Source organism: Roseomonas sp. GC11, assembly GCF_024437745.1.
GTDB lineage: Bacteria > Pseudomonadota > Alphaproteobacteria > Acetobacterales > Acetobacteraceae > Pseudoroseomonas.
This window is the reverse complement of record NZ_JANFNY010000036.1, coordinates 11,898-30,357: the sequence shown is the minus strand read 5'-3', so window position 1 is coordinate 30,357 and position 18,460 is coordinate 11,898. Positions and strand designations below refer to the sequence as shown.

Sequence of the window (18,460 nt, the reverse complement as noted above, 5' to 3'; positions counted from 1 at the left end):
CGCTACCAGCCGTAGAGGCGGATCAGCACGCTGTCCGGCTGGCGCTCGCCCAGGCCAAGGAAGAGGCGGCGGTGCAGCCACTGGAATTCCGCCGCGCCGGTCTCGAAGACCGGCGCGGTGCGGAAATAGACGCGCTCCGGCGGCACCGGCTCGCCGCGCAGCAGCCGCGCCATATCCTCGGGCGCGGCATGGCGCAGGCCGCGGTTGACCACATGCACCAGCGCGCCCCCCGCCAGCCGCAGGCTGTAGCGCGCCTCGATCTCGGCCACGCCATCGGGGCGGATCAGCTGGTGGTCGGCGCCGCCGGGCAGCACCTCGCCGCGCAGGGCCGGCCCCTCCACCTGCCCGCCGAGGATGGGCACCACGCGCCGCTCGCCGAGCGGCCCGGCGCCGAAGAGCAGCGGCGGCGCTACGGCCACGCGGATCGTGGCGAGGAATTCGGGCATGGGCGCGGTGGTCATGGTCCTCCCCTGCCGGGTGTTCCGGCCATTATTATGAACGGTAGATAATATGGCGGGGCCAGGGCGGGGCAAGCCGGTTTGACGCCGCGCGCAGACTGGCATACTAGTATACCAGTCCAAGACAAGAAGGCCGGTGCCGTGTTGCTGGTGGAGCTGGAAGGCAGGGAACCGATCGCGCGCGAGCTTTACGCCGCGCTGCGCCAGCGCATCGTGACGGGCGAATTGCCCCCCGGCACCGCCATCGCCGAGGCACCGCTGGCCGAGCAGCTCGGCGTCTCCCGCACCCCGGTGCGCGAGGTGTTCCGCCGCCTGGCCGATGAAGGGCTGCTGGCGGTGAAGCCGCAGATCGGCAGCTTCGTCGCCCCCATCCAGCTCGATGCCGTGCATGACAGCCAGTTCGTGCGCGAGACGCTGGAATGCCGCACCGTGCGCCTCGCCGCCGACCATGTGACGCCGGCCGATGCCGCCGCCCTGGCCGCGCATCTGGAGCGCCAGCGCCCCGCCGTGCGCGAGGGCCGCGCCCGCGACTTCTTCGCCGCCGATGAGCAGTTCCACGCCGAGCTGATCCGCATGGCCGGCCGCCCCGCCATCTGGCGCGTCATCCAGGACGTCAAGACGCAGCTCGACCGCGTGCGCTACCTCTCGACGGAGAGCCAGTCCTGGCTGGAGATGATCTTCGCCGAGCATGAGCGGATCGTCGCCTGCGTCACCGCCGGCGATGCCGATGGGGCGGAGGCGGTGATGCGCCAGCACCTGCGCACTGTCTTCGCCGCCATCGAGCGGCTGCGCGAGACCCGCCCTGAATTCTTCGCCCGTCCCCGCTGAGGCCCCGCCATGGTCGCCATTTCCGTCACCACCCCGCATGTGCTGAAGCTGTTCGAGGATGTGCCGGGCGATCCCGGCGCGGGCGAGGTGCGGCTGCGCGTGCAGCGCGCCGGCATCTGCGGCTCTGACCTGCACATCTACCACGGCAGCAATCCCTTCGCGAAATACCCGCGCATCATCGGCCATGAATTCGCCGGCGTGGTGGAGGCGGTGGGCCCTGGCGTCGCCGGCCTCGTGCCGGGGGACCGCGTGGTGGCGGACCCGGTGGTCTCCTGCGGCCAGTGCTATGCCTGCCGCGCCGGCCGCTCCAATGTCTGTGGCAAGCTGGAAGTCTTCGGCGTGCACCGCGATGGCGGCTTCCGCAGCCATGTCGTGCTGCCGGAGGGCAATCTGGTGAAGGTGCCGGCGCATCTGCCGGTGGCTGTCGCCGCCCTGGCGGAACCCTTCTCCATCGCCGCCAATGTGCTCTCCCGCACCGGCATCGCGGCGCAGGATTCCGTGCTGATCTACGGCGCCGGCACGGTCGGGCTGACGGTGCTGCAGGTGGCGAAGCTGCATGGCGCGCGCTGCATCGTGGCCGACCCGGATGCGGCGCGGCTGGAGCGCGCCCGTGCCTTCGGCGCGGACCGCACCGTCAACCCGCGCGAGACCCCGGTGGCCGAGGCGGTGGCCGGCGAGCATGACGGGCTCGGCCCCTCGGTGGTGATCGACGGCGCCGGCATCCCGGCGCTGCTGGAGGAGGCCTGCCGCGTGGCCAGCCCGGCCGGGCGCATCGGCATCCTCGGCTTCTCTCCGGCGCCCTGCAATGTGAGCCAGCAGGAGATCGTCAAGAAGGAGCTGAGCCTGGTGGGCTCGCGCCTCAACCGCCGCCTGCTGCCGCAGGTGGTGGAGTGGCTCGCCTCCGGCAAACTGCGGCCGGAGGCGATGATCACGCAGACCTTCGCCGCCGCCGAGGCACCCGCCGCCTTCGCGCTGATCGAGAAGGATCCGGCGAGCACGCTGAAGGTGCAGCTCGCCTTCGACTAATCCAGGCGCGCAGGGCGCGCTGCAAGACCAGGAGGAACCAGGAAATGAAAAACAACGTCCCTCTCCGCCGCCGCGCCGCGCTGGGCGGCCTCGCCGGCATTCTGGCGCTGGGCGCGGCGCCCGCCCTGCGCGCCCAGGCCAAGACCACGCTGAAGCTCGGCCACCTCGCCAACGAGGACAACACCTGGCACAAGGCGTGCCTGACATTCGCCGAGGAGGTGGCACGCCGCACCGCGGGCGCCATCGAGGTGCGCGTCTTCCCCAATGAGCAGCTCGGCAAGGAAACCGACCTGATCAAGGGCATCCAGCTCGGCACGGTGGACTTCACCATCACCGGCGAATCGCTGCAGAACTGGGCGCCGGCGGCGGCGCTGCTGGCCGTGCCCTATGCGGTGCGCGACCTCGCGCATATGGACAAGGTGGTGGGCGGCGCGGTCGGCACGCGCATCGCCGAGGAGATCACGGCGCGCACGCAGCTCAAGCCGCTGAGCTATTTCGCCCGTGGCCCGCGCTACCTGACCTCCAACCGCCCCATCACGAAGCCGGAGGAGCTGAACGGCCTGAAGCTGCGCGTGCCCAATGTGCCGCTCTTCGTGAAGTTCTGGGAGGCGCTGGGCGCCAAGCCGACGCCGATGGCCTTCTCCGAGGTCTTCACCTCGCTGCAGAACCACACCATCGACGCGCAGGAGAACCCGCTGGCGCTGATCAAGTCGGCGAGCTTCAGCGAGGTGCAGAGCCACATCAACCGCACCGAGCACGTGCTGAGCTGGATCTACCTGGTGGGCGGCAGCCGCAAGCTCTCCCGCCTGCCGGCTGAGCAGCAGGCGGCCATCGCCGAGGCCGCGAAGGCCGCGCAGGACTATGAGCGCGGCCTCTTCCTCGCCGACGAGAAGAACCTGGCCGCAGAGCTCACGGCCAAGGGCATGCGCTTCGTCGATGTCGACAAGGAAGCCTTCGCCGGCAGGGGGCGCGAGGCGGTGGCCACGGCCCTCGCCGCCGAGATCCGCCCGCTCTACGAGCAGATCCTGGCCGGCTGAGCAGGGAGAGGGAAACGCACCCATGCGCCTTGTCCTCGCCGGCCTGCTGGCCGCCACGCGCGCGCTCTGCCGCGCCGGCACCCTGGCTTCCTTCCTCGTGCTGATCGGGGTGGTCACCATCCAGGTCCTGGGGCGCGTGCCGGGCTTCCCCTCCTTCTCCTGGACCGAGGAGGTGGCGCGCTTCGCGCTCGTCTATCTCGTCGGCTTCTCCTGCGGCATCGCGCTGCTGCGTGGCGAGATGGTCAATGTCGATCTCTTCGTCGCGCCGCTGCCCGCCGCCGCGCGGCGGGTGATCGAGCGGCTGGTGGACGGGATCGTTCTCGCCTTCGCCCTCGTCATCCTGCCGGGCGCCTGGGATTACGTGTCCTTCAGCATGGGCGAGCGCGCGCGCTCGCTCGACATGCCGATGATCGTGATCTACGCGGTGATGCTGCTGATCCCGGCCTCGCTCGCGCTGTTCTCCGCCTTCCGCCTGCTCGGCTTCTCCGAGACGGCCTCCGCCGCGCATGGGGAGCTGAGCTGATGCTCGTCGCCTTTCTCTTCGCCAGCTTCGCCCTCTGCCTGATCCTGGGCGCGCCGGTGGGCATCGCCCTCGGTGTCGCCTCGGCGGTCTATCTGGTCGGCGCCGACATCGATCTGTCGGTGGTGGCGCAATACAGCTATGCCGGCATGGACAGCTTCGTGCTGCTCTGCATCCCCGGCTTCGTGCTGGCCGGCAACCTGATGAATGGCGGCGGCATCACCGACCAGATCGTGCGCTTCGGCAATGCGCTGGTCGGCCATATCCGCGGCGGCCTCGGCCTCGCCAATGTCACGGGCTCGATGATCTTCGCCGGCATTTCCGGCACCGCGGTGGCCGAGACGGCCTCGATCGGCGCGGTGATGATCCCGGCCATGCGCCGCTCGGGCTATGACGCGCCCTTCGCGGCGGCGGTCACGGCGGCGGCCTCCACCGTGGGTCCCATCATCCCGCCCAGCGTGCCGATGATCATCGTCGGCACCCTCTCCGGCCTGTCCGTCGGCAAGATGTTCCTGGCCGGCGCGGTGCCGGGGCTGCTGCTTGGCTTCGCGATGATGATCACCGTCTACATCCTCTCGCGTCGCCGCAACTATCCGAAGGGCGAATGGGCCGGCTTCGGCGAAATCCTGCGCTCCAGCCGTGGCGCCTTCTGGGCGCTTCTGATGACGGCCGTGATCCTCTACGGCATCGTCGGCGGCCTGTTCACGCCCACGGAAGCCTCGATCGTCGCCGCGCTCTACGCCTTCGTCATCGGCCTCTTCGTCTACAAGGGTTTTCGTCTCCGCCAGTTGCCTGGGCTGCTGCTGGAGAGCGCCATCGGCTCCGGCGCGCTGATCCTGCTCGTCGGCCTCGCCAATGTCTTCGGCTGGATCCTGACGAGCGAGCAGATCCCGCAGGCCATCGCCGCCGCCATGCTGTCGCTGACGACGAACAAGTATGTCATCATCCTGCTGGTCAACATCCTGCTGCTGATCGTCGGCACCTTCATGGAGACCATCGCGGCGCTGATCATCCTCTTCCCGCCGCTGCTGGCCGTGGCGGTTCAGGTCGGCATCGACCCGATCCACTTCGCCATCATCGTCGTGCTGAACCTGATGATCGGGCTGACCACGCCGCCCGTCGGCGTCTGCCTCTTCGTCGCCGCCAATATCGCCAAGGTGTCGCTCGGGCAGGTCAGCAAGGCGATTGTGCCTTTCCTCATCTGCAATATCCTCGTCCTGCTGATGGTCTCCTACATTCCTGGCCTGTCGCTGTGGCTGCCGGCCTTCCTGCTGCCGTGAGCGCCGCCATGGCCCGCCTGCCCCGCCTCGGCCCCGCCATCCTGGCGGGGCATCCGGGCCCCCTCGCCCTGCCGCGTTATGACCGCGCGGCGCTGCGCCCGGGCATCGTGCATCTCGGCCTCGGCGCCTTCTTCCGCGCCCATGGGGTGCTCTACACCGAGGATGTGCTGAACGCCCAAGGCGTGGCCTCTGCTGGCGGAGACTGGGGCATTCTCGGCGCCAGCCTGCAACGGCCCGACCAGCGCGACCGCCTGGCGCCGCAGCGGGGCCTCTACACCGCCATCGAGCATGGCGCGGGCGGGGTGAAGGCGCGCATCGTCGGCAACCTGCTCGGCGTGCTGGTGGCGCCGGAGGATCCGGCGGCCCTGGTGGCGCGCATGGCGGCGGCGGAGACGCGCATCGTCAGCCTGACCGTCACCGAGAAGGGCTATTGCCACGATCCGGCGACCGGCCGCCTGCGCCCTGACCATGCCGATATCCGGCACGACCTGGAGAACCCCGCGGCGCCGCGCAGCGCGGTGGGCTTCCTGGCCGCCGCGCTGCGCCTGCGCTGGCAGGCGGGCCAGAAACCTTTCTCTGTTCTGTGCTGCGACAACCTGCCGCATAATGGCCGCCTGCTCGCCGGCCTGCTGCACGACTTCGCCGCGCTGCACGACGATTCCTTCGCCACCTGGATCGCGCGCGCGGTGCCCTTTCCCTGCACCATGGTGGACCGCATCGTGCCCGCCCAGACCGCGGCGGACCTCGCCGAGGCGGAGGCGCTGACCGGCTGCCACGACGCCGCGCCGGTGGTGCATGAGCCCTTCCGGCAATGGGTGATCGAGGATCACTTTGTCGATGGCGAGCGGCCGGACTGGGCCCTGGCCGGCGCGCAGTTCACCGCCGATGTGGCGCCCTTCGAGCATATGAAGCTGCGCCTGCTGAATGGCGCGCATTCGGCGCTCGCCTATCTCGGTTACCTCGCCGGGCATGAGACGATCGGCGACACCATGGCCGACCCCGCCTTCACCGCCTTCCTGCGCGGGCTGTGGCGGGAGGAGATCCTGCCCGTCCTGCCGCCGCCGCCGGGCATGGATCTCCTGGCCTATACCGAGGCGCTGGCGGCGCGCTTCGCCAACCCGGCCATCCGGCACCGCACCTGGCAGATCGCCATGGATGGCTCGCAGAAATTGCCGCAGCGCCTGCTGGGCACGGTGCGGGAGCGCCTGGCGCAGGGCCTGCCGGTGGAGCGCCTCGCCCTCGTCGTCGCCGCCTGGGTGCGCTATGCCGGCGGGGTGGATGAACGCGGCCAGCCCATCGATGTGCGCGACCCGCTGGCGCAGCCGCTGCGCGCGGCGCTGGACGCGGCCGGCGAAGATCCGGCGGCCCGCGTGCGCGCCGCCCTCGGCTTCACCGCCATCTTTGGCGAGGATCTCGCGGCCGATGCGCGCTTCGCCGGCGCCGTCACCGGGGCTTATCGCCGCCTGCTTTCCGCCGGCGCCCGCGCCGCGCTGGCCTGAACCGAACCCGACTCCGAAGGAGCCTTTTCGATGGAAGAAACCTGGCGCTGGTTCGGCCCCGGCGATGCCGTGCAGCTGAACCACATCCGGCAGACCGGCGCGCGTGGCATCGTCACCTCGCTGCACCAGATTCCCTATGGCGTGGTCTGGAGCGTCGAGGAGATCGAGAAGCGCAAGGCGCTGCTCGCCGCCGATCCCTCCCTGGGCCTGTCCTGGAGCGTGGTCGAGAGCCTGCCCGTGCACGAGAAGATCCGCCGCGGCGATCCTGACTGCGCGGAGCTGTTCGAGAACTACCGCATCTCGCTGCGCAACCTCGCCGCCTGTGGCGTGAAGGTCGTCTGCTACAACTTCATGCCGGTGCTGGACTGGACGCGCACGGAGCTCGCCCATCCGCTGCCGGGTGGTGGCACGGCGCTGCGCTTCAACATGCACCAGTATGTCGGCTTCGACGTCTTCATGCTGGAACGCCCCGGCGCCGCCGATGGCCTGCCGCCGGAGCTGCTCGCCCGTGCCAAGGCCTGGGTCGACAGCGCCAGCGCCGAGCAGAAGGAAAAGCTGCTGGCCTCCATCATGGCGGGCCTGCCCGGCGCCTATGACCGCTATGACATCCCTGGCCTGCGCGCCATCCTGGCCGAATATGGCCAGATGACCCATGCCGATCTCCAGGCCAACCTGAAGCGTTTCCTCCAGGAGGTCATCCCCGCCGCCGAGGAAGCGGGGGTGCGCCTGTGCATGCATCCCGATGATCCGCCGCGCCCGCTCTTCGGCCTGCCGCGCATCGTCTCGCGCGAGCAGGATATCGCCGATTTCCTCGCCATGGTGGACAGCCCGGCGAATGGGTTGACGCTCTGCACCGGCTCGCTCGGCGCGGGTCCGCAGAACGACCTGCCCGCCATCACCCGCCGCTTCGCCGACCGCATCCATTTCGCGCATCTGCGCAACGTGGCGAAGGAAGCTGATGGCTCCTTCATGGAGGCCGACCATCTGGGCGGCGATGTGGACATGGTGGCCGTGGTGGAGGCCCTGCTCTCCGAGCAGAAGCGCCGCCAGGAGCAGGGCCGCGCCGACTGGCGCATTCCTTTCCGTCCCGACCATGGGCATGAACTCCTCGACGATGTCGGCAAGCCCACCCATCCGGGCTATCCCGCCATTGGCCGCATGAAGGGCCTCGCCGAGCTGCGCGGCGTGATGGTGGCGCTGGCGCAGGTGAAGGGCCTGCCGCTGTAGGCCAGCGACGCCGCCGCCCCTCTTGGCAAGCGGCGGCGCGACCACATTGATGGGGGACGATGACACAGCACCCCATTGCCATCCTCGGCGCCGGCCTCGCCGGACTGGCCTGCGCGCATGCCCTGCGGCGCGCGGGCCAGCCCTTCGCCCTCTTCGACAAGGGCCGCGCCGCCGGCGGGCGCCTCGCCACGCGGCGCAGCGGCGCGCTGCGCTATGACCATGGCGCGCAATACCTGACGGCGCGCGGCCCCGGCCTTGCCGCCTGGCTGGCCGAGGGCAGCGCCGCCTGGCCGCAGCCGGGGGCCTTCCTGCCGGTGCCGGGCATGTCCGCCCTGCCGCGCCGCATGGCCGAGGGGCTGCCGCTGCACAGCGCCCGCCACGTCACCACGCTGGAACCCTCCGCCGGGGGCTGGCATGTGCTGCACCACGATGCCGCGCTGGTGCGCCCGGGCCACCCCCTCCCCGATGCTCCGCCGCAGCGCAGCGGCCCTTTCTCCGCCGTGGTGGTCACCTTTCCCGCGCCGCAGGCGGCGGCCCTGCTCGCCACGGCAGCGCCCGCCCTGGCGGAGGCCCTGCGCCCCGTGCGGCTGGCCCCCTGCTGGACGCTGATGGCCGCCTTCGATGCGCCCCTGCCCTTGCCCGACCTGCTGCAACCCAACCCGCCGGAGCCCATCGCCTGGGCCGCGCGTGAAAGCGCCAAGCCCGGGCGCGAGGCGGGTGAGCGCTGGGTCATCCAGGCCGGCCCCGAGGCCTCGCGCGCCTGGCTCGAAGACAGCGCGGACAGCGTCACCCGGCGCCTGCTTGCCGCGCTGGGCGCCCCGGCCCCGCGCGAGAGCGCCGCGCATCGCTGGCGTCATGCGCGCGTGGAGGTGCCGCTCGGCCAGCCCTGCCTGTGGGACCCGGCCTTGCGCCTCGGCGTGGCGGGCGACGGGTGCCTGGCGCCGCGCGCCGAAGCTGCCTTCGACAGTGGCGAAGCGGTGGCCAGGGCCATCCTGGCCTGAGGGCGGGGTCCGGGGTGGCCCTGCCACCCCGGCGGGAGGGTGCGGGAGGGCGGCGCCCTCCCGCTAGCCCCAGGCCGGATTGAGCAACGCCGACGGCACGCCGAGTGCCCGCCGCGCCGCCCAATACTCCGCATGCAGCCGCTCGATTCTTTGCGCCGCGGGCAGGACGGCATCGATCCCGGAGACGCTCTGCCCCGCGCCCCAGATTTCCTTCCAGCGCTTCTTGCGGTCGCTGCCGAAATCCATGGCGGCCGGATCAGACACCGGCAGATTCTCCGGGTCCAGCCCCGCGCGCCGCAGGGAGGGCTTCAGGTAATTGCCATGCACCCCCGTGATGAGGTTGGTATAGACGATATCCGAGGCCCCGGCCTCCACCAGCATCGCCTTGTAGTCCTCCACGGCGCGGGCTTCCTCGGTCGCGATGAAGGCCGTGCCCATATAGGCGAAATCCGCGCCCATCGCCTCCGCCGCGAGAATGCCGCGCCCGCTGGCGATGGAGCCAGAGAGCGCCAGCGGCCCATCGAACCAGGAGCGCGTTTCCTGCAGCAGGGCAAAGGGGCTTTGCGTTCCGGCGTGGCCGCCGGCGCCGGCGGCGACCAGCACGAGGCCATCGGCCCCTTTCTCGATCGCCTTGTGCGCGAAATCCTGGTTGATCACGTCATGCAGCACGTGGCCGCCATAGGCGTGGATGGCGTGGTTGACCTCCGGCCGCGCCCCGAGCGAGGTGATGACGAGCGGCACGCGGTGTCGGACACAGATCTCCAGATCCTGCTCCAGCCGGTCATTCGAGCGGTGGACGATGAGATTGATGGCGAAAGGCGCCGAGGGGCGCGCGGGGTTCGCCGCGTCATGCGCGGCGAGGCGCTCGCGGATCTCGGAGAGCCATTCATCCAGCTGCGCGGCGGGGCGGGCATTGAGCGAGGGCATGGCGCCGATCACGCCGCTGGTGCATTGCGCCACCACGAGGTCAGGGACCGAGATGATGAAGAGCGGCGAGCCGATCAGAGGCAGCCGCAGCCTGCCTTTCAGCGTGTCAAGCAAGGCCATTTCTTCCCTCCTGGTCTTTTTTCTGCCGTGGCAGTTTAGGCAAGGCTCCGGCGGGGCGCCAAGAGGGCCTCTTTTCACCCGGAAACGCCCTCCCCAGCCTTTCAGGGACCACCACTTGCCACCACAGCCCACCGCCCGACTGAAAAAAGTTTTTTGGTTCTTTTTTCCAAAAAAGAACGTTCTGCCTTACCCCCCCACCCCGATCCGCCCCAGCCCTGGCAGCTTCACCGCGGGGCGCCGCAGATCCATCCCGGCCACGGCCCCGAGGATATTGAGTTCCACCCCTTCCACCCAGCCCAGCGTCAGCCCGGCATAGCCGCCCAGGCTGATCTGCCATCCGGTGCCGGAGGGGGTGGCGCGCAGCCAGCGCCCGTCATGGGGGAAATCCTTGCCGATGGCGGTGGGCGGCAGGGCGATGGGCAGGCCCAGCCCGTCCAGCACGGCGGCGACGAAGGTGTTGGAATTCGGTCCCGGCCAGGCGCGGTAGTCACCCTGGTTGCGGTAGGCATAGGCCGCGATCGACTGGCGCAGGCGCGGGATCAGCGCCGCCGCCTCGGCGCCATCGGCGGCGAAGACCACGTCCGGCGCATGGCCGAACCAGCGTCCGTCGGGCTCGAAGCCATTCATGCGGATGGGCTCGCCCCAGGCGGTGTAGTCGTAGCGGGTGTAGCGCGCCGCGCCTTCCTCCTTGAAGACGATCCAGCAATGGACGGCGAAGATGCCGCGCCAGCGCACCGTCTGCGCCGCCAGCACGCGCACCACCGCCGGGTGGTGCGTGGCCGCGGCGGGCAGCAGGCCGGTGCTGGAGCGGTCGGCGATCTGCCAGCCCGCGCCGCCGCCCCGCGCGGCATAGAGCGCGGCGGAAAGCCCGATCGGCAGGAGGTAGAGGAGGGAGAAGCCCAGGAGCAGGATTTTCAGCGTGGCCAGCATGGCGTGCTAGATTGTCGCGCCCCTGGCCAGGACAAGCCGGGGCCTCACTGCTATCTGCTATTGCAGTCATCCCGGCGGCGGCCCTAGCATGGCGCCATGCTGCCCGCCGATGCCCCGAACCTGCCCCCCCTGCCGGCCGAGGAACTGATCTCCCTGGCCGAGCGCGCCTATCGCCGGCTGCGGGATGCCATCGTCGATGGCAGCCTGCCGGGCGGGGAGCGCCTCTCGGAACGCTCGCTGGCGCAGAGCCTGGGCATTTCCGCCCAGCCCGTGCGCGAGGCGCTGCGCCGGCTGGAGGCGGAGGGCATGGTCGTCACCCTGCCCCGCCGCGGCACGCTGGTGGCCGAGTTCGGGCCGGAACGGCTGGCCGAGATGGGGCTGATCCGCGTGGCGCTGGAGGGCAGCGCCGCCGCCCTCGCCGCCCGCCGCGCCGGGGCGGCCGATATCGCCCGGCTGCGCGCCCGCCTCCTGGCCATGCGCGCCGCGACCGAGGCGGGGAACATCACCGCCCTGGCCGAGGCCAACGAGGCCTTCCATGCCGAGATCGACACGCTGGCCGGCAATGCCTTCCTGCTGCGCTCGCTCCAGGCGCTGCGGGCCTATGACCATTTCGGCCGCCTGCGCGCCCTGCGCGCCACGCCGCAGGAGCCGCGCCGCGCCTGGCGGGAGCACGCGGCCATTCTCTCCGCCATCCGCCGCCGCGACCCGGAGCGGGCCGAGGCACGGATGCGCGCGCATGTGACGCGCTCGCTGCGGGCCAGCGGCCTGCTCGACGCCTTCGAGACCGAAAGGGAAACGCCATGACAGAAGCAAAACCCACCCTGCGCGCCGCGCTGAACGGCATTTCCGGCATCCTCGTCACCCCCTTCGACGGGGCGGACAGGCTGGCGCCGGCGAAGCTGAAGCCGGTGGTGGACCGCGCCATCGGCGCCGGGGTGCATGTGCTGGTGGCCAATGGCAACACCAGCGAGTTCTACGGCCTGACCACCGCCGAGGCCGAGACCATGGTGCATGCCGCGGCCGAGCAGGTGGCGGGCCGCGTGCCGCTGCTGGCCGGCATCGGCCGCAGCATCGGCGATGCCGTGGCGCTCACCCGCGCCTCGCGCGCCGCCGGCGCCAGCGCGCTGATGGTGCACCAGCCGCCGGACCCCTTCGTCTCGCCGCGCGGCGTCGTCGCCTATGTCGAGCGCGTCGCCGAGGCCGGGCAGGGCCTGCCCCTCGTGCTGTATCTGCGCAATGACGGCATCGGGGCGGAGGCCATCCTGGCGCTCTGCCAGGTGCCGGGCGTGGTGGGCGTGAAGTGGGCGGCCCCCTCCCCGCTGCGCCTGGGCGAGATGATCCGCGCCACGCGCGACCGCGGGCTGGACATCGCCTGGGTGGGCGGCCTGGCCGAGACCTGGGCACCGCCTTTCTACGCCGTCGGCGCGCGCGGCTATACCTCCGGGCTGATCAATGTCTGGCCGGAGCATTCGGTGGCCATCCATGCCGCGCTGGAGGCGGGCGACTATGCCCGCGCCGCCGCGCTGATCGAGACCATGTCCGCCTTCGAGGCGCTGCGCGCCGAGGAGCAGAACGGCACCAATGTCTCGGTCGTGAAGGCCGCCCTGCAGATGCTGGGCGATGATTGCGGCGCGACGCGCCCGCCTTCCGCCTGGCCGCTGACGCCGCGCGCCGAGGCGGAGCTGCGCCGGCGCCTCGGTGACTGGGGCCTCCTCCGCGCTGCCGCGGCGGAGTGACCGGCGGGCCAGGGGGAGCCTTTCCCCCTGGCCCTGACAGGGACGTGCCTGCCGACTCGCTTTCAAAAAAAACAAGTCGAGGAAACGAACCATGGAAATCACCCGCCGCGCGGCGCTCGCCGCGCCGCTGTGCCTGCTCGCCGCCGGGCCGGGCCGCGCGCAGAGCGCCTATCCCAGCCAGGGCGTGCGCGTCATCGTCCCCTATACGCCGGGCGGTGCCTCCGACATCGCCGCCCGCCTGATCGCGGAGAAGCTGACGCCGCTGTGGAAACAGCCGGTGGTGGTGGAGAACCGCAGCGGCGCCAACGGCATCATCGGCACCGATGTGGTGGCCAAGGCCACGCCGGATGGCCACACGCTGGGCTTCGTCTCGGTGAACCACGCGGTGAATGCCGCGCTCTACACCACGCCCTTCGACACGCTGAAGGATTTCTCTGTCCTCAGCATCGTCTATTCCGTGCCGCTGCTGCTGGTGGCGGCGCCCGAATTCCCGGCGCGCAGCGTGCAGGAGCTGGCGGCGCTGGTGAAGGCGAAGCCGGGCGGCGTGACCTTCGCCGGCACGGGCGGCGCCGTGCATCTGGCGGCGGAAATGTTCGCCCACCGCGCCGGGGCGGCGATGACGCATGTGCCCTATCGCGGTTCCACCGCCGCGCATCCGGACCTGATCAGCCGCCGCGTCGATGTGATGTTCGATACCCTGCCCGCCGTGCTCGGCCATGTGCAATCCGGCAAGCTGCGCGCGCTCGCCACCACGGCGGCGCAGCGCCTGCCCATGCTGCCGGACCTGCCCACCGTGGCGGAAAGCGGTTTTCCAGGTTTCGAGGCTTCCAGCTGGGGCGCCATCCTCGCCCCCGCCGGGCTGCCGGGGCCAGTGGCGACGCGCATTGCCACCGATGCGGCGGCGCAGCTGCGGGAAGCCTCGGTGCAGGAACGCATGGCCGCCCTGGGCGCCGTGCCCATGGGCAGCGGCCCCGAAGCCGCGCAGGCCTTCGTGCGCGATGAAGTGGCCAAATGGCAGGCCGTCGTGACACAGGCGGGGATTCAGAAGCAGTAGGCAGGGGAATCTTCTTTTTCTGAAGAAAAAGAAGCAAAAAGACTTTTTCAGGGGGAGGGGCGGCGAGCGCGGGCTGTCCCTTCAGGCGGGTTCCTCGCGGCCGCGCGCGTCGAAGGCGGCGCGCGCGCGCAGGATCTCCCCGGCATTGTCGCGCACCCATCCCGCCAGTTCCTGAAGGGTGCACAGCAATGTCAGGCCCAGCGGGGTCAGGGCATAGTCCACACGCGGCGGCACCGTGGGCAGCACCGTGCGGGAGACCAGCCCGTCCCGCTCCAGCCCCCGCAGCGTCAGGGTCAGCATCCGCTGCGAAATACCCTCGATCGCCCGCTTCAGCTGGCTGAAGCGCATCGGCCCCGCCCCCAGCAGCACAATCGCCAGGACACTCCACTTGTCCCCCACCCGGGTCAGCACATCCCGCACCACGGGGCAGGAATGATCCTCGATGACCTGGAAACTCATGGTTCCTTTGGTGTGCCTTTGTGAACTCAAGGTGCCTCCTTGCGGGCCATGGTGGTTACCGGAATATACCCCACATCGAACCAGAACCAGGTCACTCTTTGTGACCAAGGGGCTTTATGATGACCATTCTGCATGTGGATAGCAGCATCCAAGGCGACACCAGCGTGAGCCGCGCGCTCAGCCGCGCCGCCGTGTCGCATCTCGCGGGCCTGCATCCCGCCCTGGCCATTGTGCGGCGGGATCTCGTGGCGGCGCCGCTGGCGCATTTCACGGCGGCCGAAGGCGCGGATGCTGCCGTGCTCGACGAATTCCTCGCGGCGCGCATCGTGGTCGTGGGGGCGCCGATGTACAATTTCGGCATCCCGTCCCAGCTCAAATCCTGGCTGGACCGCCTCGCCGTGCCCGGGCGCTCCTTCCGCTACGGGCCGCAGGGGCCTGAGGGGCTGTGTGGCGGCAGGACGGTCCTGCTGGTCTCGACCCGCGGCGGTGTCTTCTCGGACGGCTCTCCCCGCGCCGAGATGGACCATCAGGAGGGGCATCTGCGGGCCTTCTTCGGCTTCCTGGGCGTGGCGGATGTGAGGATCATCCGGGCCGAGGGGCTGGCGCTGGGCGAGGCGGCGCAGCAGGCCGCCCTGCAGGCGGCGCATGATACGATCCGGCAGCTGGCGGCGTAAGGGAGTGGCCCGCATGGCGCATTGCACGGCCATCCTCGGCGCCGGGCCGGGCCTCGGCACCGCGCTGGCGCGCCAGTATGGGCGGGAGGGCCATGCGGTGGCCCTGGTCGCCCGGCGGGCGGGGCCGCTGGCCGCCCTGGCGGCCCGGCTGACGGAGGAAGGGATCACGGCCACCGCCTTCCCCGCCGATCTGCGCGACCCGGAGGAGGTGGCCTCGGTGCTGGCCGCCATCGAGGCCCTCCATGGCGCTATCGGCACGCTGTATTACGGCCCGAGCCTGCCCGAGACCTTCATCCCCGCCTTCTCGCTCAGCGTCGCCACAGTGAAGGAGAAGATGGAACTTTTCCTCTACGGCCTGATCGCCGCCGTGGGGGCGGTGCTGCCGGGCATGCGGGCGCGGGGGCGGGGCAGCATCCTGGCCGGGCTGGGCGGTTCGGCGGCGGTGGGGCTGCCCTTCATGAGCGGCCCCGGCCCCGCGCTGGCCGCCGCCCGGAACTATCTCCACGCCCTGCATGGGGAACTTGCGCCGGAGGGCATCCATGTCGGGATGCTGACGCTCTCCGCCGTCATCCGTGGCAGCGGGTGGCAGGAGGGCATGGCCTCCGGCGCGATCCGCATCGACCTGCCCCCCGGCTTCACCATCCCTGAGGTCGACCCGGAAGCCCTGGCGACGATGCTGCGGCAATGGGCGGAGACGCGCGCCGCGGCGGAGCTGATCTACCCCCCTCCCCCGCAGCGCTCCACCGACTGAAAAAGGTTTTTTGGTTCTTTTTTACAAAAAAGAACTTCTTTTCCTTTCCTTCCTTCTTTTCCCAAGGAGGCGCCCCCACACAATGTGACAATTCCCTATTGTACGGAACGGGCCGGAGCTATACCGGCCCCTTGATCCATCCTGCCGCCCAGGAGTTCCGTACCGCTGATGCCTGGCCTGTCGCGCCGCGTGCTATGGGCTGCGGCCCTGGTGTTCTGGTCGCTGGCTGCCCTGGCGGTTGGCCATGTCGCGCTGCGCCATGTCCACCATGTCGAGGCGGAGGCCCGCGCCAGCGCCCTGGACCGCGCCGAGACCGCCGCCCGCGCCGTCGAGCAGATGCTGCTGCGCGGCCTGGAAGCGATCGAGGGCCTGCAGGACCTCGCCGAGGCACGGCAGCGCAGCCTGGCACAGGGCCGGGCCGAGGGCGCCGCCGCGCTGGAGGAGCAGATCCGCTTCGCCGTGCGGCAGGCCCGCTTCGGCGTGCGGCAGGTGGCGGTGATCGACGCGCAGGGCCTGCTGGCCTGGTCCTCCCTGCCCGGCTGGCGGCCCCTCAGCCTCGCGGACCGCGACCATTTCCGCCTCCCGCGCGATGGAGCCCCCGGCCTTTACGTCAGCGCGCCGCTGGTCGGCCGCGCCTCCGGCTGGTGGAGCGTGCAGGTCGCCCGCCGCCTGCAGGACGGGCAGGGCGCGTTCGAGGGCGTGGCCGTCGTCTCGCTCGACCCGCTGGCCCTGGCCGGGGCGCTCTCGCAGCTTCATCCGGGGGTGGGGCAACGCATCCGCGTGCTGCGGCCCGATGGCATCGTGCTGGCCGACAGCCGCCCCGATGCCGAGCCCGGCGGGCAATTGCCGCCCGCCGACCCGCTGCGCCAGGCCCTGGCCCGCACCCCCGATGGCCGGACGGAGCGGCAGGAGGCGGAAGGGCTGCGGCTCATCGCCTACCAGACGCTCGACGCCGCGCCGATGGTGGTGGAATCGTCGCTGGACGCGGCGCAGGCGCTGGCGCCACTCGGCTTCGTCGCGCCCTCGATCGGCGCGGCGGCGGCGGCCATGGGGCTGCTGCTGCTGGCCGCCATCGCCCTGGCGCTGCTCTGGCTGGAGCGGCTGCGCACCCAGGCCGCGCTGTCCGAGGCGCGGCGGGAGCGTGAGACGGCGCTGGAGCGGCTGGCCCATGCCCAGCGCATGGAATCCCTCGGCCGGCTGGCCGGCGGCATCGCGCATGACTTCAACAACGTGCTGCAGGCGGCGCTCGGCGGCGCCAAGCTGATCGAGCGCCGCAGCACCGAGCCGCCGATCCGCCGCCTCGCCGCCATGGTGGTGCAGGCGGCCGAGCGCGGCGCCTCGGTGACGCAGCGCCTGCTGGCCTATGCCCGGCGCGGCCAGCTGCGGGCGGAGCCGGTGCCGCTCGGCCCGCTGCTGGAAGGGCTGCGCGAGGTGCTGGGCCACACGCTGGGCGGCATGGTGGAGGTGCGCATCGAGCTGCCGCCCAACCTGCCCGCCGCCCTGGCCGATCGCGGCCAGCTGGAAGCGGTGCTAATCAACCTCGGCATCAATGCGCGCGATGCCATCCGCCCCCTGGGCGGCGGCGTGCTGGTGATGGGTGCGGCGCTGGACAGTGTCCCCCCCCTCCCCGCCGGCCTGACGCCGGGGAGCGAGACACTGGCCCCCGGGCGCTATCTGCGCCTCGACATCACCGATACCGGTCAGGGCATGGATGCCGCCACCCTGGCCCGCGCCACGGAGCCTTTCTTCACCACCAAGCCGAAGGAGGAGGGCACGGGCCTCGGCCTCGCCATGGCGCTGGGCTTCGCGGTGCAGTCCGGCGGCGCGCTGCGCATCGAGAGCCAGCCCGGCCAGGGCACGCGCGTCAGCCTCTGGCTGCCCGAGGCGCCGGCGGAGGCCGCGGCGCTCAGCGACACGGCCCAGTCCGGCCTGGCCCTGCCACGCGGGATGCGCGTGCTGCTGGTGGATGACGAGCCGATGGTCCGCCGCCTGCTGGCCGATGCGCTGCGCGAGCGCGGCCTGTCGGTGACGGCGGTGGAGAGCGCCGCCGCCGCCCTGGCCGAGCAGGCCCGCGATGGATTTTTTGATTTGCTGGTCACGGATCTCGCCATGCCGGGGCTGGACGGGCTGGAATTGCTGCGGCGGCTGCGCAAGCGGCAGGCACGGCTGCCCGCGCTGCTGCTGACGGGGCATCTGGCCGAGGCCAGCCCGGAGGCGCTGCGCCAGGCGCGGGCCGAGGGGCCCTTCGCCCTGCTGCACAAGCCGGTGGGGCCGGAGCAGGTGCTGGCCGGCGCGGCGGGGCTGCTCGGCGGCGCGCTGCTGCGCGAGCATCATTGAAAACATATGCGAAGCTTGATGCAGCGCAAGGAATCCACCCGCCACAGGCCCTAGGACGGAAGCCGCAACAGGAATCCGCTTCGTGGCCCTGGGCGCCACCCCCGCTTCGGCCGGGGCAGCGCGCCACGCCGCACCGGGCAGGAGAGCAATGGCGATGGGCATGATGGAACGGCTGATGCCGCTGGCCGAAATGGAAACCCGCGCGGCGGAGGCGGCGGGCCTGCTGCGGCTGATGGCCAATGAGCGCCGGCTGATGGTGCTCTGCCACCTGATGCGCGAGGGCGAGATGACCGTGGGGGGCCTCGCCACGCGCGTCGGCCTCTCGCAGCCCGCCCTCTCCCAGCACCTCGCCCGCCTGCGCGAGGATGGGCTGGTGGCCACACGCCGTGCCGGGACCACCATCCATTACCGCGTCGCCGATGCCCGCGTGGCCCGCCTGCTCCAGGCCCTGCACTCCGTGTGCAGCGCGCCGCCGGCACGGCAGCCACTGGATGAGAGTATTTTGTTTTAGGAAGAATGTTCTTTTTTGAAAAAAAGAACCAAAAAACTTTTTTCAGTGGGGGGGGGGGGGGGGGGGGGGGGGGGGGGGGGGGGGG

The 18,460-nt window shown here is 71.1% G+C and carries 19 protein-coding genes; 15 read left to right on the top strand and 4 right to left on the bottom strand.

Annotated elements, in window-relative coordinates:
- Positions 1-2: 2 nt before the first annotated feature.
- Complete coding sequence (locus NON00_RS12820) at positions 3-461, bottom strand: DUF3237 domain-containing protein (protein ID WP_256021544.1); 459 nt, start codon at positions 459-461, stop codon at positions 3-5.
- 138 nt (positions 462-599) lie between these two features.
- On the opposite strand from NON00_RS12820, the gene NON00_RS12815 reads away from it, so the two are divergent.
- From NON00_RS12815 to NON00_RS12780, 8 genes are read left to right on the top strand one after another with little or no spacing between them, the layout of a single operon-like run.
- Entirely contained in the window at positions 600-1,286 is a 687-nt protein-coding gene (locus tag NON00_RS12815; protein ID WP_256021541.1) for a GntR family transcriptional regulator, read from the top strand.
- Between the two features lie 9 nt (positions 1,287-1,295).
- Positions 1,296-2,312 carry a Zn-dependent oxidoreductase gene (locus NON00_RS12810; protein ID WP_256021538.1) on the top strand — a complete coding sequence of 339 codons (1,017 nt, stop codon included), beginning with the start codon at positions 1,296-1,298 and terminating at the stop codon, positions 2,310-2,312.
- A 44-nt stretch (positions 2,313-2,356) separates the two neighbouring features.
- Positions 2,357-3,349, top strand: a complete 993-nt coding sequence (locus NON00_RS12805) for a TRAP transporter substrate-binding protein (protein WP_256021535.1) — start codon at positions 2,357-2,359, stop codon at positions 3,347-3,349.
- Positions 3,350-3,371: 22 nt separating this feature from the next.
- A complete protein-coding gene (locus NON00_RS12800; protein WP_256021533.1) occupies positions 3,372-3,872 on the top strand; it encodes a TRAP transporter small permease in 501 nt (166 codons plus the stop codon).
- Positions 3,872-5,149 carry a TRAP transporter large permease gene (locus tag NON00_RS12795; protein ID WP_256021531.1) on the top strand — a complete coding sequence of 426 codons (1,278 nt, stop codon included), beginning with the start codon at positions 3,872-3,874 and terminating at the stop codon, positions 5,147-5,149. Before NON00_RS12800 ends, NON00_RS12795 begins: the two co-directional genes overlap by 1 nt.
- An 8-nt stretch (positions 5,150-5,157) precedes the next feature.
- Positions 5,158-6,648: a mannitol dehydrogenase family protein gene (locus NON00_RS12790; RefSeq protein ID WP_256021529.1), complete on the top strand. Its 1,491-nt coding sequence runs from the start codon at positions 5,158-5,160 to the stop codon at positions 6,646-6,648.
- A gap of 30 nt (positions 6,649-6,678) precedes the next feature.
- Positions 6,679-7,875: a mannonate dehydratase gene (gene uxuA, locus NON00_RS12785; protein ID WP_256021526.1), complete on the top strand. Its 1,197-nt coding sequence runs from the start codon at positions 6,679-6,681 to the stop codon at positions 7,873-7,875.
- A gap of 59 nt (positions 7,876-7,934) precedes the next feature.
- On the top strand, positions 7,935-8,876 hold the full coding sequence (locus NON00_RS12780; RefSeq protein WP_256021525.1) for an NAD(P)/FAD-dependent oxidoreductase: 942 nt from the start codon (positions 7,935-7,937) through the stop codon (positions 8,874-8,876).
- 63 nt (positions 8,877-8,939) lie between these two features.
- On the opposite strand, the gene NON00_RS12775 is transcribed toward NON00_RS12780, so the two are convergent.
- Complete coding sequence (locus NON00_RS12775; protein ID WP_256021523.1) at positions 8,940-9,923, bottom strand: nitronate monooxygenase family protein; 984 nt, start codon at positions 9,921-9,923, stop codon at positions 8,940-8,942.
- A gap of 186 nt (positions 9,924-10,109) precedes the next feature.
- Complete coding sequence (locus NON00_RS12770) at positions 10,110-10,853, bottom strand: DUF3750 domain-containing protein (RefSeq protein ID WP_256021521.1); 744 nt, start codon at positions 10,851-10,853, stop codon at positions 10,110-10,112.
- 96 nt (positions 10,854-10,949) lie between these two features.
- Between NON00_RS12770 and NON00_RS12765 the strand changes: the two genes are divergently transcribed.
- The 3 genes from NON00_RS12765 to NON00_RS12755 all read left to right on the top strand — a co-directional run bounded on the left by NON00_RS12765 (position 10,950) and on the right by NON00_RS12755 (position 13,643).
- Positions 10,950-11,657, top strand: coding sequence for a GntR family transcriptional regulator (locus NON00_RS12765; RefSeq protein WP_256021518.1), 708 nt, complete (start codon positions 10,950-10,952; stop codon positions 11,655-11,657).
- Entirely contained in the window at positions 11,654-12,589 is a 936-nt protein-coding gene (locus NON00_RS12760; RefSeq protein ID WP_256021515.1) for a dihydrodipicolinate synthase family protein, read from the top strand. Before NON00_RS12765 ends, NON00_RS12760 begins: the two co-directional genes overlap by 4 nt.
- Before the next feature lie 91 nt (positions 12,590-12,680).
- On the top strand, positions 12,681-13,643 hold the full coding sequence (locus tag NON00_RS12755; RefSeq protein ID WP_256021512.1) for a tripartite tricarboxylate transporter substrate binding protein: 963 nt from the start codon (positions 12,681-12,683) through the stop codon (positions 13,641-13,643).
- 81 nt (positions 13,644-13,724) lie between these two features.
- On the opposite strand, the gene NON00_RS12750 is transcribed toward NON00_RS12755, so the two are convergent.
- Positions 13,725-14,102: a helix-turn-helix domain-containing protein gene (locus NON00_RS12750; protein ID WP_256021509.1), complete on the bottom strand. Its 378-nt coding sequence runs from the start codon at positions 14,100-14,102 to the stop codon at positions 13,725-13,727.
- Positions 14,103-14,221: 119 nt separating this feature from the next.
- Here NON00_RS12750 and NON00_RS12745 point away from each other — a divergent pair, with 119 nt between their 5' ends.
- From NON00_RS12745 to NON00_RS12730, 4 genes are all read left to right on the top strand, one after another.
- A complete protein-coding gene (locus NON00_RS12745; RefSeq protein WP_256021506.1) occupies positions 14,222-14,776 on the top strand; it encodes an FMN-dependent NADH-azoreductase in 555 nt (184 codons plus the stop codon).
- A 13-nt stretch (positions 14,777-14,789) separates the two neighbouring features.
- Positions 14,790-15,527, top strand: coding sequence for an SDR family oxidoreductase (locus NON00_RS12740; protein WP_256021503.1), 738 nt, complete (start codon positions 14,790-14,792; stop codon positions 15,525-15,527).
- Positions 15,528-15,695: 168 nt separating this feature from the next.
- The gene (locus NON00_RS12735; RefSeq protein ID WP_256021499.1) at positions 15,696-17,864 is read left to right on the top strand and encodes a response regulator; all 2,169 of its coding nucleotides are present in this window, start codon (positions 15,696-15,698) and stop codon (positions 17,862-17,864) included.
- Between the two features lie 82 nt (positions 17,865-17,946).
- A complete protein-coding gene (locus NON00_RS12730; RefSeq protein ID WP_256021497.1) occupies positions 17,947-18,375 on the top strand; it encodes a metalloregulator ArsR/SmtB family transcription factor in 429 nt (142 codons plus the stop codon).
- Positions 18,376-18,460: the final 85 nt, after the last annotated feature.

Coding starts and splice junctions, on each gene's coding strand:
- NON00_RS12820 (WP_256021544.1), bottom strand. CDS start 461: ATGACCACCGCGCCCATGCCCGAATTCCTCGCCACGATCCGCGTGGCC.
- NON00_RS12810 (WP_256021538.1), top strand. CDS start 1,296: ATGGTCGCCATTTCCGTCACCACCCCGCATGTGCTGAAGCTGTTCGAG.
- NON00_RS12805 (WP_256021535.1), top strand. CDS start 2,357: ATGAAAAACAACGTCCCTCTCCGCCGCCGCGCCGCGCTGGGCGGCCTC.
- NON00_RS12800 (WP_256021533.1), top strand. CDS start 3,372: ATGCGCCTTGTCCTCGCCGGCCTGCTGGCCGCCACGCGCGCGCTCTGC.
- NON00_RS12795 (WP_256021531.1), top strand. CDS start 3,872: ATGCTCGTCGCCTTTCTCTTCGCCAGCTTCGCCCTCTGCCTGATCCTG.
- NON00_RS12790 (WP_256021529.1), top strand. CDS start 5,158: ATGGCCCGCCTGCCCCGCCTCGGCCCCGCCATCCTGGCGGGGCATCCG.
- uxuA (WP_256021526.1), top strand. CDS start 6,679: ATGGAAGAAACCTGGCGCTGGTTCGGCCCCGGCGATGCCGTGCAGCTG.
- NON00_RS12780 (WP_256021525.1), top strand. CDS start 7,935: ATGACACAGCACCCCATTGCCATCCTCGGCGCCGGCCTCGCCGGACTG.
- NON00_RS12775 (WP_256021523.1), bottom strand. CDS start 9,923: ATGGCCTTGCTTGACACGCTGAAAGGCAGGCTGCGGCTGCCTCTGATC.
- NON00_RS12770 (WP_256021521.1), bottom strand. CDS start 10,853: ATGCTGGCCACGCTGAAAATCCTGCTCCTGGGCTTCTCCCTCCTCTAC.
- NON00_RS12765 (WP_256021518.1), top strand. CDS start 10,950: ATGCTGCCCGCCGATGCCCCGAACCTGCCCCCCCTGCCGGCCGAGGAA.
- NON00_RS12760 (WP_256021515.1), top strand. CDS start 11,654: ATGACAGAAGCAAAACCCACCCTGCGCGCCGCGCTGAACGGCATTTCC.
- NON00_RS12755 (WP_256021512.1), top strand. CDS start 12,681: ATGGAAATCACCCGCCGCGCGGCGCTCGCCGCGCCGCTGTGCCTGCTC.
- NON00_RS12750 (WP_256021509.1), bottom strand. CDS start 14,102: ATGAGTTTCCAGGTCATCGAGGATCATTCCTGCCCCGTGGTGCGGGAT.
- NON00_RS12745 (WP_256021506.1), top strand. CDS start 14,222: ATGACCATTCTGCATGTGGATAGCAGCATCCAAGGCGACACCAGCGTG.
- NON00_RS12740 (WP_256021503.1), top strand. CDS start 14,790: ATGGCGCATTGCACGGCCATCCTCGGCGCCGGGCCGGGCCTCGGCACC.
- NON00_RS12735 (WP_256021499.1), top strand. CDS start 15,696: ATGCCTGGCCTGTCGCGCCGCGTGCTATGGGCTGCGGCCCTGGTGTTC.